The organism is Rhodobacter sp. P1_C2, assembly GCF_056406375.1.
In genome coordinates, this window is sequence record NZ_JBFUAG010000011.1 from 76,097 (window position 1) to 90,910 (window position 14,814).

Annotated in this window: 15 protein-coding genes; 9 read left to right on the top strand and 6 right to left on the bottom strand. The window is 64.2% G+C overall.

The genetic code is table 11. The features are described 5' to 3' along the window. Nucleotides 1–35 precede the first annotated feature (35 nt). From AC1DZT_RS18435 to AC1DZT_RS18455, 5 genes are all read left to right on the top strand, one after another. Nucleotides 36–1,415, top strand: a complete 1,380-nt coding sequence (locus tag AC1DZT_RS18435) for a 1-acyl-sn-glycerol-3-phosphate acyltransferase (RefSeq protein WP_478008113.1) — start codon at nucleotides 36–38, stop codon at nucleotides 1,413–1,415. Between the two features lie 66 nt (nucleotides 1,416–1,481). Further along, nucleotides 1,482–1,817 carry a hypothetical protein gene (locus AC1DZT_RS18440; protein ID WP_478008114.1) on the top strand — a complete coding sequence of 112 codons (336 nt, stop codon included), beginning with the start codon at nucleotides 1,482–1,484 and terminating at the stop codon, nucleotides 1,815–1,817. Between the two features lie 133 nt (nucleotides 1,818–1,950). Continuing rightward, complete coding sequence (gene ccrA, locus AC1DZT_RS18445) at nucleotides 1,951–3,240, top strand: crotonyl-CoA carboxylase/reductase (RefSeq protein WP_478008115.1); 1,290 nt, start codon at nucleotides 1,951–1,953, stop codon at nucleotides 3,238–3,240. 360 nt (nucleotides 3,241–3,600) lie between these two features. Beyond that, a complete protein-coding gene (locus AC1DZT_RS18450; RefSeq protein ID WP_478008116.1) occupies nucleotides 3,601–5,145 on the top strand; it encodes an ATP-dependent DNA helicase in 1,545 nt (514 codons plus the stop codon). A gap of 24 nt (nucleotides 5,146–5,169) precedes the next feature. Continuing rightward, a complete protein-coding gene (locus tag AC1DZT_RS18455; RefSeq protein WP_478008117.1) occupies nucleotides 5,170–5,406 on the top strand; it encodes an Lrp/AsnC family transcriptional regulator in 237 nt (78 codons plus the stop codon). A 3-nt stretch (nucleotides 5,407–5,409) separates the two neighbouring features. On the opposite strand, the gene AC1DZT_RS18460 is transcribed toward AC1DZT_RS18455, so the two are convergent. From AC1DZT_RS18460 to AC1DZT_RS18470, 3 genes are read right to left on the bottom strand one after another with little or no spacing between them, the layout of a single operon-like run. Further along, nucleotides 5,410–5,883: a hypothetical protein gene (locus AC1DZT_RS18460; RefSeq protein ID WP_478008118.1), complete on the bottom strand. Its 474-nt coding sequence runs from the start codon at nucleotides 5,881–5,883 to the stop codon at nucleotides 5,410–5,412. Nucleotides 5,884–5,939: 56 nt separating this feature from the next. Continuing rightward, entirely contained in the window at nucleotides 5,940–7,001 is a 1,062-nt protein-coding gene (locus AC1DZT_RS18465; protein ID WP_478008119.1) for a quinone-dependent dihydroorotate dehydrogenase, read from the bottom strand. Beyond that, nucleotides 6,998–7,336 (bottom strand): DUF952 domain-containing protein, encoded by a 339-nt coding sequence (locus AC1DZT_RS18470; protein ID WP_478008120.1) that lies wholly within the window; start codon nucleotides 7,334–7,336, stop codon nucleotides 6,998–7,000. Before AC1DZT_RS18470 ends, AC1DZT_RS18465 begins: the two co-directional genes overlap by 4 nt. Nucleotides 7,337–7,604: 268 nt before the next feature. Here AC1DZT_RS18470 and AC1DZT_RS18475 point away from each other — a divergent pair, with 268 nt between their 5' ends. Next, nucleotides 7,605–9,107 (top strand): bifunctional metallophosphatase/5'-nucleotidase, encoded by a 1,503-nt coding sequence (locus tag AC1DZT_RS18475; RefSeq protein ID WP_478008121.1) that lies wholly within the window; start codon nucleotides 7,605–7,607, stop codon nucleotides 9,105–9,107. 18 nt (nucleotides 9,108–9,125) lie between these two features. Here AC1DZT_RS18475 and AC1DZT_RS18480 read toward each other — a convergent pair whose 3' ends face one another. From AC1DZT_RS18480 to AC1DZT_RS18490, 3 genes are all read right to left on the bottom strand, one after another. Next, nucleotides 9,126–10,382, bottom strand: coding sequence for a calcium-binding protein (locus AC1DZT_RS18480; protein WP_478008122.1), 1,257 nt, complete (start codon nucleotides 10,380–10,382; stop codon nucleotides 9,126–9,128). A 125-nt stretch (nucleotides 10,383–10,507) separates the two neighbouring features. After that, the gene (locus AC1DZT_RS18485; protein WP_478008123.1) at nucleotides 10,508–11,287 is read right to left on the bottom strand and encodes a sulfotransferase family 2 domain-containing protein; all 780 of its coding nucleotides are present in this window, start codon (nucleotides 11,285–11,287) and stop codon (nucleotides 10,508–10,510) included. 59 nt (nucleotides 11,288–11,346) lie between these two features. Further along, nucleotides 11,347–12,321: a glycosyltransferase family 2 protein gene (locus AC1DZT_RS18490; protein WP_478008124.1), complete on the bottom strand. Its 975-nt coding sequence runs from the start codon at nucleotides 12,319–12,321 to the stop codon at nucleotides 11,347–11,349. 282 nt (nucleotides 12,322–12,603) lie between these two features. On the opposite strand from AC1DZT_RS18490, the gene AC1DZT_RS18495 reads away from it, so the two are divergent. The 3 genes from AC1DZT_RS18495 to AC1DZT_RS18505 all read left to right on the top strand — a co-directional run bounded on the left by AC1DZT_RS18495 (nucleotide 12,604) and on the right by AC1DZT_RS18505 (nucleotide 14,655). After that, nucleotides 12,604–13,779, top strand: a complete 1,176-nt coding sequence (locus AC1DZT_RS18495) for an acetylornithine transaminase (RefSeq protein WP_478008125.1) — start codon at nucleotides 12,604–12,606, stop codon at nucleotides 13,777–13,779. Nucleotides 13,780–13,882: 103 nt separating this feature from the next. Further along, entirely contained in the window at nucleotides 13,883–14,095 is a 213-nt protein-coding gene (locus AC1DZT_RS18500; RefSeq protein ID WP_478008215.1) for a twin transmembrane helix small protein, read from the top strand. Next, the gene (locus AC1DZT_RS18505; protein ID WP_478008126.1) at nucleotides 14,095–14,655 is read left to right on the top strand and encodes a cob(I)yrinic acid a,c-diamide adenosyltransferase; all 561 of its coding nucleotides are present in this window, start codon (nucleotides 14,095–14,097) and stop codon (nucleotides 14,653–14,655) included. The genes AC1DZT_RS18500 and AC1DZT_RS18505 overlap by 1 nt, the downstream gene beginning before the upstream one ends. The last annotated feature ends 159 nt before the right edge of the window (nucleotides 14,656–14,814 follow it).

A 14,814-nucleotide genomic window follows, 5' to 3' on the forward strand; every position in this document is an offset into this window, starting at 1 on the left:
TTGCGCGGGCTGTGACACCGTGGCATGGTCGCGGCATGACGCAGAATATTCCCGTGCCGCTCTGGCTCCTGATCCTGATCCTTGCTTTTGCCGCGACCTCTTTCGCCTCGAATTTCCTTTTCCCTTCCGTGCGTTGGTTCTTTCGCCGCCGGATGGAACGCTGGCTCGCCCGGTTGAACGAGAAGCTCGACCGGCCGATCGACATGTTCAAACTGGCCGAACGGCAAGACCGGATCGCCCGGCTGGTCTATGACCCGCAGGTGCTGGCGGCGGTCACCGAACATGCGGCCGAGGCGGGAATCCCGCCCTCGGTCGCCTTTCAGGAGGCCCGCGCCTATGCGAGCGAGATCGTTCCGGGCTTTTCCACCACGCTTTACTTCGGCGTGGCGATCCGGCTGGCCAAGGCGCTGACGCGCAAGCTCTACCGGGTGCGCTTTGGCAAGATCGAGGGGATGCTGCGGCAGGTCGACCCCAGGGCCACGGTGGTTTTCGTGATGAATCACCGCTCGAACATGGATTATGTGCTGGTGACCTGGCTGGTTTCGGGTCAGGCCTCGATCTCTTATGCGGTGGGGGAATGGGCGCGGATCTGGCCGTTTTCCTACTTCATCCGGGCGATGGGGGCCTATTTCATCCGCCGCGGCTCGCGCAACACGCTCTACCGCCGGGTGCTGGCGCGCTATGTGCAGATGACGACGGACGAGGGGATCAGCCAGGCGATCTTTCCTGAAGGCGGGCTCAGCCTAGATGGCAGGGTGGGTCCGGCCAAGCTGGGTCTGTTGTCGTATATTCTGGCGGGCTTTGATCCCAAGGGGCGGGATGTGGTCTTTGTGCCGGTTGGCCTCGCCTATGACCGGGTGCTGGAAGACAGCATCCTGATCGAGGCCGCCGCCTCCGGCACCCGAAAATTCCGCCTCAACCCGTTCAAGGCATTGGGTTTCGGCAGCCTCGCCCTGCTGCGGCTTGCCTTCGGCCGGTTCCGCGGCTTTGGCACGGCGGCGGCGGCCTTCGGGGAGCCGATCTCGCTCAAAGCCTACCTCACCGAGGGGCAGGACCATTCGATCGAGGCTTTGGGTTCGCGGCTGATGGCGGCGATTGCGCAGACTGTGCCGGTGGTTCCGGTGCCGCTTGTCGCCGCCGCCTTGCAGGGTGGTGCGGGCGGGCGCGCCGGGGTCGAGGCGCGGACCGCGGCGCTGATCGCCCGGCTGACGCAGGACGGCGCCGAACTTCGACTGGCCCCGCAAGGCGTGACGGCCACCGTCGAGGAAGGTCTGCAGGCCCTCATTGCGCGGGGTCTGCTCACGAAAGACCTGTCCCCGCTTGAAGGGCAGGGCCCCTTGCTCGCCTTCTATGCCGCCAGCATCCAGCAAAGGCTGGATCTTTCCGCTCACGCCGCCGTGAGAAGAGTTGATTAGCTGAAGGCCGCCTTCTAGCGTCGCGCCACCGGCATTGTGCCGGGAAGAGAAGGAGGAACTCTTGGTATGAAACTTGTTACTGCTTTGCTTTGCGGGCTGAGCGCCCTGACCCTGACGGCTTGCGTTGAGGAAAGCTCCACGTCATCCGCAGATCGCCATGTGATCATTGTCAACAACACCAATCTGCCGATCACCCGTTTCTACGGCTCCAACGCTGGCGCGGACACCTGGGAGGAAGATATCCTCGGGACGGATGTCCTGCCCCCCGGCAGCTCGGTCCGAATCAATTTCGATGACGGTTCGGGCTACTGCACCTTCGATTTCAAGGCGGTCTTCTCGAACGGTCAGTCGGTCGTCCAGACCGATGTGGACGTCTGCACGACCGAGAGGGTGACCTTCTAAGGGTCGCCGCAACGCGGCAGACATAAAATTACAAAAGTGTGCGCATATGTATTGCAATCTTGCGCGCAACTTTATATCCCAGAGACGTCCCGCCCCGTGATTCTGCGGTGCGGCATGTCTCTGGGAGGCCCCGATGGCACTCGATACGCAAAACCCGCTGGCCTATGACGCGCCGGTGAAAGACCTTTATGCTCTGGGCGAGTTGCCGCCCCTGGGCCATGTGCCGGCGCAGATGTACGCCTGGGCGATCCGTCGCGAGCGGCATGGCGAACCGGACAAGGCCATGCTGGTCGAGGTCGTCGATACCCCCACCATCGATGCGCATGAGGTGCTGGTGATGGTGATGGCGGCGGGCGTGAACTACAACGGCGTCTGGGCGGCGCTCGGCACCCCGATCAGCCCCTTTGACGGCCATAACGCGCCCTTCCACATCGCAGGGTCGGATGCCGCCGGCATCGTCTGGAAGGTGGGCGAGAAGGTCAAACGCTGGAAGGTCGGCGACGAGGTGGTGATCCACTGCAACCAGGACGACGGCGACGACGAGGAATGCAACGGCGGCGACCCGATGTTCTCGCCCAGCCAGCGGATCTGGGGCTATGAAACCCCCGACGGTTCCTTCGCGCAGTTCACCCGGGTGCAGGCGCAACAGCTGATGCGCCGCCCGGCCCACCAGACCTGGGAGGAAAGCGCCTGCTACACCCTGACCCTCGCCACCGCCTACCGGATGCTCTTCGGCCACAAGCCGCATGAGCTGCGGCCCGGGCAGAATGTGCTGGTCTGGGGCGCCTCCGGGGGGCTTGGCTCTTACGCGGTGCAGCTGATCAACACGGCGGGCGGCAATGCGATCGGCGTGATCTCGGAAGAGGACAAGCGCGACTTTGTGATGGGGTTGGGCGCCAAGGGCGTCATCAACCGCAAGGACTTCAAATGCTGGGGCCAGATGCCCAAGGTGAACACGCCGGAATACAAGGAGTGGTTCAACGAGGTCCGCAAATTCGGCAAGGCGATCTGGGACATCACCGGCAAGGGCAACAACGTCGACCTGGTCTTCGAACACCCGGGCGAGGCGACCTTCCCCGTCTCGGTCTTCGTGGTCAAGCGCGGCGGCATGGTGGTGATCTGCGCAGGCACGACCGGCTATAACCTGACGCTGGACGCCCGCTATCTCTGGATGCACCAGAAGCGCGTGCAGGGCAGCCACTTCGCCAATCTCAAGCAGGCCAGCGCCGCAAACCAGCTGATGATCGAGCGCAGGCTTGACCCTTGCCTGTCGGAAGTGTTCAGCTGGGCGGAAATCCCCGCCGCCCATATGAAGATGCTTAAAAACGTCCACAAACCGGGTAACATGGCCGTGTTGGTGCAGGCCCCCCGTACCGGCCTGCGGACGTTCGAGGATACGCTGGAGGCCAGCCGGGCCCCGTAGACGTATACAAACCAAGAACAATCTGTTGCGCGATCAATGGGTTATTGCGGTCGGCGCGGGAGGATAGCATGAAGATGGCATTTGTTTTGAATGCCATCTTTCCTCGGAGCGTCGATGAGTTACGATTGGATTTTTGATGTGTTGTCGGATCTGAGGTCTTTCGCCCAGGCGAATGGCATGCACGGACTTGCCGCCAAGGCCGATGAGGCGATGAAAGTTGCGGAAGAGGAGGTGGCAGCGCAGAAAGGTGCGCCACCGAAGGTGCCCCCGCGCCGCAGCGGATCTACCCATTAGCAGGTAATCCGGGTCTTCCACACCAGAGCTATGGCACAGGACGGCGCACTGGCCTAAGGTTGGTGCATGTCGCAGGTTCCCGCTCTCACCTTCTCTGACGATCAGGCCGAGGCCTATGATCGCGTCGCAGCCGACCTTCTGGCCATGGGGGTGGACCTTGCCGAAGGGGTTCTGACCCCGCAGGCCGAGGGCAAGGGCTCGGTTCTGGCCATTCTGGGCAAGGCGGGGTCGGGCAAGACCATGCTGCTGGCCAGCCTCTACCGCGCCTTGCGCGAGGCGGGGATGGACATCGTCTCGGGCGACTACGAGGGGCGGCGGCGCAAGGATCGCCGGACGCTGGCGGTTCTGGCGCCGACCAACAAGGCGGCCTCGGTCCTGCGTCTGCGCGGCGTGCCGGCCACCACGATCCACCGCATCCTTTATACCCCGGTCTATGACCCGCAATATGAACTCATCGCCGAATGGCTGGCCGGTCAGGCGCCGCGGCCGAAGGTCGAAGGCCTGACCGAACTTGCGCTCGACCGCGCCCATGCCTTCTATCAACAGGTGCCCTCCATCCCCGGCGCCCTGGCGGCAGCGGGTCTGCGCGGCAGCGACTTCATCAAGGGCTGGAAGCGGCGGGAAGAGCCCTTGGACGTGGGCTTTGTCGATGAAAGCTCGATGCTGGATGCCCGCCAGCTTGACGATCTGCGCGAGATCTTTCCGACGCTGGTCCTGTTCGGCGACCCGGCGCAGCTGGCCCCGGTCGGCCAATCGGGCGAGATGGTCTTCGACAAGCTGGGCGAGACGCGCAAGATGGTGCTCAGCCGGATTCACCGTCAGGCGCAGGACAACCCGATCCTCGACCTTGCCCATGCGCTTGGCGATGACAGTCTGCGCTTCGAGGATTTCGAGCAGATGGTCCAGCAGGCCGCCCGAAGGGACGAGCGGGTGCAATGGTCCGAACGCGTCTCCAGCGACCTGATGGCGCGTTCTCCGGTGCTGGTCTGGCGCAATGTGACGCGGATCAAGTTGATCCAGGCCTTCCGCAACGCCCATGGCGCGCCGGAAGACGCGCTCTTGCCGGGTGAGCCGCTGATCTGCGACGGGATCGAACTGCCGCTGAAACACCGCAAGAAGCGGATCGACCTCGAGGCGCGCGGCCTGATCAAGGGCGCGCAGGTCATCTACCTTGGGCCGGGCAAGAAGGATGGTTTCGCCAAGCTGCATGTCGTCGGCGCTGAAGACCCGCAGGTCTCGGCCGCCTGCATCATCAAGATCGAAAAGCCGGATGAGGAAGAGCCCTTCATCCCCTCGGCCGCCACAATGGGCGCCGCCTTCCTGCATGGGGCGGCGGTGACGATCCACAAGGCGCAGGGCAGCCAGTGGGAGGATGTGCAGGTCTTCGCCCCCGACCTCTGGGCCGCCTCTCAGGCCGGGCGCAGCGAGGCGGGCATGCCCTTGTGGAAGCGCCTCGCCTATGTCGCGATCACCCGCGCCGAAAAGCGCCTGCATTGGGTGGTGAGGAACCGCCTCGCCCTGCCCAAGGCGCCGCTCGGGGTTGCGGACATCGTGGTGCGGCCGGCGCCCCTGACGCTGCAGGGGCTGGAAGAGGAACAGAGGGTCGGCTAGGCTGGCCGCAGTCAGGAGAACACCATGATCTGCGTCTTCGTCCAGTTCCGTTGCACCCCCGGCAAGACCTATGCCGTCGCCGATGCCATCTATGACCGCGAGGTCGTCAGCGAGCTTTATTCGACCAGCGGCGAATATGACCTGATCGCCAAGGTCTATATCCCCGACGAGGCCGATGTCGGCCATTATCTCTCCGAACGGCTGTTCGACATCCCCGATATCGTGCGCACCCTGACGACGATGACCTTCAAGGCCTTCTGAAGCCTAGTTGCAGCTGCCCATTGCCTGGGCAAAGCTGCGGGTCGACTTCTGCAGATGGCCGGAGTCGATCATGATCGGGCGGAAGGGCGGGGTTTCCTGAACAGCGGGCTGGACTTGCGTCACGAGGTAGCAGCCCTCGAACACCGTGGTCTTGCCATTGGTGGCGGTGGCGCGCAGGGCAACCGGCACCTGCGAATGGATCGAGCCTGCCGCCCCGTCCGAGGCAACCTTGCCAAGGCGAAGCTCGACATGATCGGTATCCGCGTAACCCGCCGCGAAGCCCTGGTAGTCGGGGGCGGATTCGGGGCGGAAATAGCTCCACCCGCGCAGATATTCATGCCGGTTGATCGCGTTATAAAGCGAGCTGACCACATCGGCCGGTGAAGAGCGGTTGTCGGAATAGACCGGCGGGTTGGTCTGCGCCGCAGCCTGACCCGCCAGCACGGCCAGAAGGCAGGTGGTGATGATCTTGCGCATGGCTTTATCCTCTTGATTTACCGCAGGTAAACGTCGGAGCTGGGCGTCGGTTCCCCCTAAAGCCAGTCGCCGGTCCGGCTGCCCACCGCCGCTGCAACCGAGGCATGGCCGTCGCGTTCCAGAAGCCGGTCCAACCCGCGCGCCAGATCTGCGGCCAGCGACAGGCCCTGATAGACCATCGCGGTATAGATCTGCACCGCCGAGGCCCCGGCGCAGATCTTGGCATAGGCCTGTTCCGGCGTCGCAATGCCGCCAACGCCGATCAGCGGGATCTTCCCCCCGGTCAGCTGCGACAGTTGCGCGAGGATGCGGGTGGATTTTTCAAACAAAGGCGCGCCGGACAGACCGCCCGCCTCGCCCTTGTGGGGCGATGTCAGCCCCTCGCGCGACAGTGTCGTATTGGTGGCGATGATGCCTGAGAGGCCCGAGGCCAGCGCCACTTCGGCCAGCGCCGCCAGATCGTCGGGCGTCAGATCGGGCGCGATCTTCAGAAAGATCGGGATCGGGCGGGGCAGGCTGGCGCGCACCTCCATCACCCCGGCGAGCAGCGCCGCCAAGGCCGCCGGCCCCTGCAGATCGCGCAGCTTTTCGGTGTTGGGGGAGGAGACATTGACCGTCGCAAAATCGGCATGCGGGCCGCAAAGCGCCAGAACCTTGGCGAAATCGGCGGCCCGGTCGGTCGAGGTCTTGTTGGCGCCGAGGTTCAGACCCACCGGCACCGGACCGCGCTTGCGGGCGGCGAGGCGGGCGGCGATGACCTCGGCCCCCTCGTTGTTGAAGCCAAAGCGGTTGATCGCGGCGCGGTCCTCGGTCAGGCGAAACAGGCGCGGCTTGGGGTTGCCGGGCTGGGGCAGGGGGGTTGCGGCGCCGACCTCGATAAAGCCGAACCCGGCGCGGCTCAGCGCCGCCAGCGCCACGGCGTTCTTGTCATAGCCTGCGGCCAGACCCACCGGGTTCAACAGCGCCATCCCGGCCAGATCGGTCGCCAGACGCGCACCGCTTACCGGGCCGGGCAGGGGCGCCAGACCCATCCGCAGCGCGGACAAAGAAAGCCCATGCGCGGCCTCCGGATCGACCTTGTGCAGCAGGGCCAGGCCCAAAGCCTCGACCGGCTTCAAAACACGCCCTCGGGGAAGATATGCCCGGTCGCGCCCAAGGGCAGGCTCTTGTCCCAGATCACATCCGCCAGGATCAGCGCCCGGTAAAGATGCGGGAAGAGCGCCCCGCCGCGCGACGGCTCCCATTTCAGTTCGGGTCCGAGGTTGTCGCTGTCCAGCGCCAGAAGCACCAGATCGCTTTCGCCGGCAAAATGCTTGGCGACCGTCTCGGCCACCTGGGCGGCGGTGGAGAAGTGGATATAGCCGTCCTTCAGATCGACCGGCGCGCCATGGGTCGCGCCAGAATCCCGGAAGGCCACCCATTCGCTGCGGCGGAAAACTTTATAGATCAACATTCTAACCCTCCTGGCGCAATCTTGCGGGCGCGGATGATGCCCGCGCGCCTGGCCTTGTCCCGCTGATCGATGATGGCGCCGATCATCGCGTTCTCCTGAAACTGATCCAAGCGTGATGCCTCAAGCCGGGGTTTTGGTCAACCAAAGGCGAAAGCCGCAGCCCCGTCATCGGCTTGTCGCCGAAATGGCGCAGCTTCAGCGGGCCGCCTTTGACAGACTCAACCCGTCAGGCGCAAAGTACCCGCACAACCTTATGGGGAGATGTCGTATGGGCTTTTCAAAATTCCTTGTCCCGGGCGCGATTTCCGCGCTGCTTGCCACCTCGGCACTGGCAGAGCCGGTCAAGATCACCCTGCTGGGCGTCGGCGACATCTACAACTTTGCCGGCGATGGCAAGCAGGGCGGCTTTGCCCGGCTGAACGCGGTGGCCAAGGCGGAACGCGCGGCCAATCCGAACACTTTGTATCTGTTTGACGGCGACATGCTGTCGCCCTCGCTGCTCTCGGGCTTTGACAAGGGGCAGAACACGATCGAGCTGACCAATATGGTGCCCTTCGACCTCGCCGTGCCGGGTAACCACGAATACGACTTCGGCCCCGCCAATTTCGCCGAGAAGATGAAGGCGTCGAAATATCCCTGGGCTGCGATCAACATTGCCAACAAGGACGGCTCGGCGATCGAGGGTCTGGGCGGCGTCATGGTCAAGGAGGTGGCCGGGCTGAAGATCGCGCTGATCCCGGTGGCGCAGGATTCGTCGCCCGAGGTCGCCAATACCGGCGATCTGGTCTTCTCCGACACCGTCGAAACCGGCATCGCCGCGGCGAAGAAGGCCCGGGCCGATGGCGCCGATCTGGTGGTGGGCGTGGTGCAGACCGATATCTATAACGACCTGAAACTCATTCATTCCAAGGCCTTCGACGTGATCCTGTCCGGCGATGACCACAATTACGCGACCTATTACGACGGGATCACCGCCTATGTCGAAACCTCGCTGGATGCGCGCCAGCTGTCGCCCGTCGATCTGATGGTCGACGTGAAGGAAAAGGACGGCAAGCGCACCGTCAAATGGACCCCGACCTTCCGCTTCATCGACACCGCCACCGTGACCCCTGATCCGGAAACCCAGGCCAAGGTGGATGAGTACCAGAAGGGCCTCGACGATCAGCTGAACGTGGCGATCGGCAAGACCGAAACCGCGCTCGACAGCCGGCGCAACGTGGTGCGGGCCGAGGAATCGACGATGGGCGATCTGATCGCCGATGCGATGAAGGCCGCGACGGGGGCCGATGTGGCGATCATGAACGGCGGCGGCATCCGCGCCGACCGCACCTATGATGCCGGCGCCACCCTGACCCGGCGCGACATCCTGACCGAACTGCCCTTCGGCAATGTCACCGTCCTGACCGAGATTCCCGGCAGCCAGTTGCTCGCCGCGCTGGAAAATGGTGTGAGCCAGGTGGAAAAGGGCGCCGGCCGCTTCCCGCAGATCTCGGGCATGACCGTGGTCTATGACCCTTCGGCCGAACCCGGCAAGCGCATCACCGAGGTCAAGATCGCCGGGGCGGCGCTGGAGCCGGACAAGCTCTACAAGGTCGCGGTCAACGATTATATCCTAGGCGGTGGCGATGGTTACACTGCTCTGGGCGGTGGCAAGATGATCAATGACACCGGCGCCGGGGCATTGGTTGCCAGCGACGTGATGGCCTATGTCGAAAAGGCCGGCACGGTGAAGCCCACGGTCGAGGGCCGGATCAAGCCGATCGGCCAGTAACAGCCGGGCCGGGCACGCCTATCCGCGAATGAGCGCGATATCAGAGGCTTGCAGGTTGGTCGCCCCCAGAACATGGGCAATCGCATGGCCGTTGACGAAGATCGAGGTGCCCGAGCCGTCCTTCATCGGCTCGGTCGTCACCGTGGTCTCTGCCGCCTTGATATGGGTCATCCCCTCGTTCGCGTGGTGGGTTGTGTAGTCGATGTAAAGCTTGTCCTGCGCCGGGTCGTAATCGGTGATCTCGGCGGGATGGCCATGTTCGACATCCCAGCTGACGTGGAAGGCATCGGCGCCCTTGCCGCCGCTGCCGACATCGTCGCTGCCGAGGAACAGCGTGTCCTTGCCCAGCCCGCCATAAAGATGGTCGGCCTGATGATCCTCGACCACGAAAGAGAAGTTGCCGGGTTCGTGCTGCACGGTATAGCCATGCAGGCTGTCATCGCCGCGGTTGCCGCTGATCGTGTCATGGCCCGCGTCAAAGCTGACAAGATGGTCATTGCCGGCATGACCGGTCAGCTTGTCGTCGCCGCCATTGCCCTCCATCAGGTCGCTGTGGTCTGACCCGTGCAGGGTGTCGTTGGCCTCGCTGCCGAAAACCTTGCCGGTGGTCGCGGCAGTCGGCGCCTTGGCCGCAGCCTCCGCTGCGGTGCCGGAGGAGGCGGGTGCCGTCGCCGCGGTGTCACGGTGGTCAGCGGTGTGGTGTTCGGTCGTCTGATCGGCGGTCTTGGGGTCGGAGGTCTCGTGCTTGCCGGGGTGATCGTCCCCCTTGTGGTCGGTCTTGTGGTGGTCATCGTGCCGATCGTGTCCGCCTGCGTGGCTTTCCGTCCCTGAATGATGCGGTCTAGCGGGTTCGGTGTGATGCGATGCCTTGTGCCCGCCCTCATGGTGGCCGCCGTGATGCGCGCCGCCGTGGGTGGAACCGTGATGATCCGGCGCCGGGTTTGTCTCGGTCAAGGATGAGTCGCCCTGCGGCGGGCTGGCATGATGCGCGGGCCCGGCAAACCAGTCGTCGCGCGTGCCGTGGCCAGAGGGGGCGCTGTGCCCCGCCGCTTCGTTCTGGCCGGTTGCCTCATGCGTTGCGTCCTGCTGGGGTTCCGCGTGACTGTCCGGCTCATCCAGCAAGGAGCCGTGCGGCGCCACTGCGTCATGTTCGTCGGCCGAGTCGGCGTGGTGGTCCCCCTCCTCCGCAGCATCGTCTTTCGGCTGATCGTCGATATGTTCCATCAGGGCCGTGGCCGCAAAGCCAAGACCTGCCATCAAAAGCAGACCCAACATGTCGCTCTCCCACCAGTTCACCCGGCTGAAAGGGTAAGCGGCGGGCCTTTACAGACCGCTAATTAGAAGCGGTCTCGCCGGAGACACTTCACGGCAAGTTTTGGAAATTACGCCAAAAAAGCGATCTAAACAAAGATCGCCGAGGCGCGGGGGATCTCTTTCGCCGTCCTGGGTGTGATCTGTGACCAGGCCGCGCGCAACTGGGCGAAATTCTCGTGGTCCTTGCGGTAGACCTGCAGGATGCGGTCGCGCAGGCCCTCATCAACCACTTGATTTTTCAACTCTTTCGAGTTGCTGGCGTAACGCTCCAACTGGCCGAGGATCTGGCCGATTTCGGGGACAACCTCGCCCAGAAGCAGGGCCAGGTTGGCATCCAGACCGTTGAGCATCAGCACCTTCATGTCGAACCCGCGGATCGTGTCCATCCGGTAATGCTGCGGCGTCCAATGCGGGTTGCGGCCGATCTCGTTGCCCTGCGAGAGGTTCTCCTCGATCCAGTCGATCAGGATGTGGCAGTTGCGGCGGTGATCCTCGGGGGTCCGCGGCTCCACATGCAGCCCGTGATGGTCGCGCAGGGTGCTGCGCAGGGGCACGAATTTGCGATAGCCCTCACCAACCACCTTGTCGGAGTAAAGCGAGAGGAAGCGGTCCACCGGGTCGCGCAGGATGACAAAGCTGTAATCCTCGGCCCTAACGGCTTCGAGGCTGAGGTCGAAGTCGGCGGCGCGGGCAAAATCGCGGGTCTTCTCATGGATGCGCGGCGGGTTGGCGTAATTCTCGCCATGGTCCAGCCGCCAGAGCAGGTTCTTGATGAAGGTGCAGCCGCATTTCGGGATCACCAGATAGCGGATCGGAAAGGCGCGGGCAGACAGCAGGCTTTCCATCCGCAGTGCTTGTTTCCCCATGCGTCAGATCCTCTTTGGTTTCCGTATCTTAGTCTGCTAGATCGCTCGCGGCAAGGCGGTCAGCCCCCGCGCTGTTCCCGCCAATAGCGGTCAATTTCGGCCTGATAAAGGCGCAATCCCGCCTGCAATGCCGCATCCAGCTGCGGGTTTTTCCGGTACTCTGCCATCAGGGACGCAACCTCGGCGTCATAGCGCAGGATCGTGTCATCCTCGAAATCGCCGGAGGACATGCGGCGGAAATACTCCTCGGTGTGGCGGTCATTCGCCTTGCCCGTGGGCGCGGCGCCGCGCCCCCTGTCGCGCCGCAGCGCAAAGGAATCCACGGTGCGGGTGATGTAATGATTGACCTGCGCCAGACGGAAGCTGCCGAGCCGGGGTTTGACATTGCGCAGCGTGCCGAATTCCACGCTCGCGGCCGGCATCTCTTCCGTCCAAAGCCCCCCGGCGAATGCCACCCTTAGGGGCGGGCCTTCCTCGTGGCCATAGGGATGGTGGTTGCTGAAGGCCTTCCATGCCCCGGGCCTGCGAAACAGGCTCTTGACCAGGCCCACCCCGCTCAGGGTGCGCAGCCGTCGGGTGAACCGCCGGGACGAAGGCTCGTCGGCCCAGACTTCATGCCCGCCCGCGCCGAAAATCGCCCAGTTGATCAGGATCAGATCGGGCTCCCCCCCTTGCGCCGCGATCAGATCCGCCACGCGGCCGCGCCCGACATGGATGTTCAAAAGCTCATCCGCGTCGAGGATCATCAGCCAGGCAGCAGCATTCACGCCGAAACGGCGGCGGATCTGCGCATAGGCATGGTGCTGCGCGGTCACCTTGGGCGGCGGTTTGCAGGGCAGGTGACGAATCACCCCCATCGCATCCAGCGCCGACAGGATTTCCGCTGTACCGTCGGTGCAGTCGTTCGAGGCGATGATGATCTCGTCAAAGCCCAGCACCTTGTGATGCGCGACGAACTCCAGAACAAAGGGGGCTTCGTTGCGAAAGCTGGACAAAAGCACCGTCTTGCCCGCCATCAAGGTCTCTTCCGGCACGAGACCCTCCCTCTGCGCTCCGGGACCAGAGTAGCAGGACTTCCCCCCCGCGCAAGCGCGCGGCCCCGGGCCAATTGCCGCTTTACAGGCAGGCCCCGGTCTTTTATCACCGCGCCCATGATCATGCGCTGCATCCCTTTTCAGCTGCCCCGACGCCGACGCCTGACCGCGTAAGCGCCCGATCAGTCGTGGCCCGTCCATGTTCCGGTGCCACATTCCCCGACCAGACCCCGCCGCCTGCCTTTGGCACCCAACTTGGGCTATTCTCACAGGAGCTGACCCATGATCACCCCCGTTCTGCCGACCTATAACCGCGCGCCCATGGCCTTCGTCAAAGGCGAAGGCTCCTGGCTGACCGCCGAGGATGGCACGCGATACCTCGACCTCGGTGCGGGCATTGCCGTGAATGCGCTGGGCCATGCCAATCCGGCGCTGGTCGCGGCCCTGACCGAACAGGCGGGCAAGCTCTGGCATGTCTCCAACCTCTACCGGATTCCCGAACAGGAAAAACTGGCCGAGGCACTGGTGGCCAAGACCTTCGCCGATACGGTGTTCTTCACCAATTCCGGCACCGAGGCGGCCGAACTGGCCATCAAGATGGCGCGCAAATACCATTACGAGAAGGGCCAGCCCGAGCGGGTCGAGATTCTGGCCTTCGAGGGCGCCTTCCATGGCCGCTCCACCGGGGCCATCGCGGCTGCGGGGTCGGAGAAGATGGTCAAGGGCTTCGGCCCGCTGATGCCGGGCTTCCGCCAGCTGAAATGGGGCGATCACGATGCGATCCGGGCGGCGATCACCGACCAGACCTGCGCCGTGATGATCGAGCCGGTGCAGGGCGAGGGCGGCATCCGCACCGTTCCTGACCAATGCCTCAAAGGCCTGCGCGATCTTTGCGATGCGACCGGCACGCTGCTGATCTTCGACGAGGTGCAATGTGGCATGGGCCGTTCGGGCAAGCTTTTTGCCCATGAATGGTCGGGGATTGCGCCCGATATCATGATGGTGGCCAAGGGCATCGGCGGCGGCTTCCCGCTTGGCGCGGTGCTGGCGACCGAGGATGCCGCGCGCGGCATGGTCGCGGGCAGCCACGGCTCGACCTATGGCGGCAACCCCCTGGCCTGTGCCGTGGGCGCCAAGGTGATGGAGATCGTCTCGGACGAGGCCTTCCTGGCCGAGGTCAGCCGCAAGGCGGCCCTTTTCCGGCAGGGTCTGGAAAGCCTCGTCGCCTCGCATCCCAAGGTGTTCGAGGCGGTGCGCGGCGAGGGGCTGATCCTGGGCCTGAAATGCGTGGCGACCAACACCGATATCGTCAAGGCGGGCTATGCCCAGGGCGTTCTGACCGTCCCCGCGGCGGATAATGTGATCCGGCTTCTGCCCGCGCTCAACATCGCCGATGCTGATATCGCCACGGCGCTGACCCTCCTGGACAAGGCGGCGCTGGCGGTCGAGGCCGCCTGATCCCGCGGCCCCTTTGCCCGCGAAGCCCTGCGACCTTGCGCGGGGCTTCGCTTTTTCCGCGTTCCGCCCTATGTTCGGGGCAACCGAAGGAAATCTGCCCATGCTGCTGCACGATCCGCTCTTCCTCTTTGCCACGGCGCTTTGCCTTGTCGTGCTGGTCATCCTGCTGATCGGCATCGGCACCTTCGCCAAGGGGGGCGAGTTCAACCGAAAATACGCCAACAAACTCATGCAGTTGCGGATCGCGGCCCAGGGTCTGGCCGTGGTGGCCATCGTGATCTTCGCCTGGGCCAAGTCGCATGTCGGTGCGCCCTGATGGTCGTCCTGTCGAAGATCTACACCCGTACCGGCGACGCCGGCCAGACCGCGCTGGGCAATGGCGCGCGGGTTGCGAAATATGACCTGCGCGTGACGGCCTATGGCACGGTGGATGAAACCAATGCCACCGTGGGCATTGCCCGACTGCATGGCATGGAGGAGCCGCTGGCCCGCATCTCGAACGACCTTTTCGATCTGGGCGCCGATCTTTGCACCCCGGATCTTGAGGGCGATGCGACCGCGCCCTACCCACGCCTGCGCATGATTGCCGCCCAGACCGACAGGCTGGAGGCCGAGATCGACGCGATGAACGCCGGGCTCGAGCCCTTGCGCAGCTTCATCCTGCCCGGCGGTTCGCCCCTTGCCGCTCAATTGCACCTGTGTCGCACCACCTGCCGGCGCGCCGAAAGGCTGACCGTCGAACTCGCCGCCCACGAGCCGGTCAATCCCGAGGCCGTCAAATACCTCAACCGGCTGTCCGACTGGTTCTTTGTCGCCGCAAGGGTCGCCAATGGCGGTGCAGATGTGCTTTGGGTTCCGGGGCTTACGCGGGGTTGACCCGGCCGGACCGATCAATGGGACATCGCAAATGCTCTTTCACCTCCATTCCGGTGGTCTGATGGTCTGTGGCGCGCCCGGAGCCGGCCAAGCTTCGGTCGCGCACCCCAGATTAGCCCGCTGATTCGTAAGACCCGGTTAAGGCTGACCGCAGGCCGC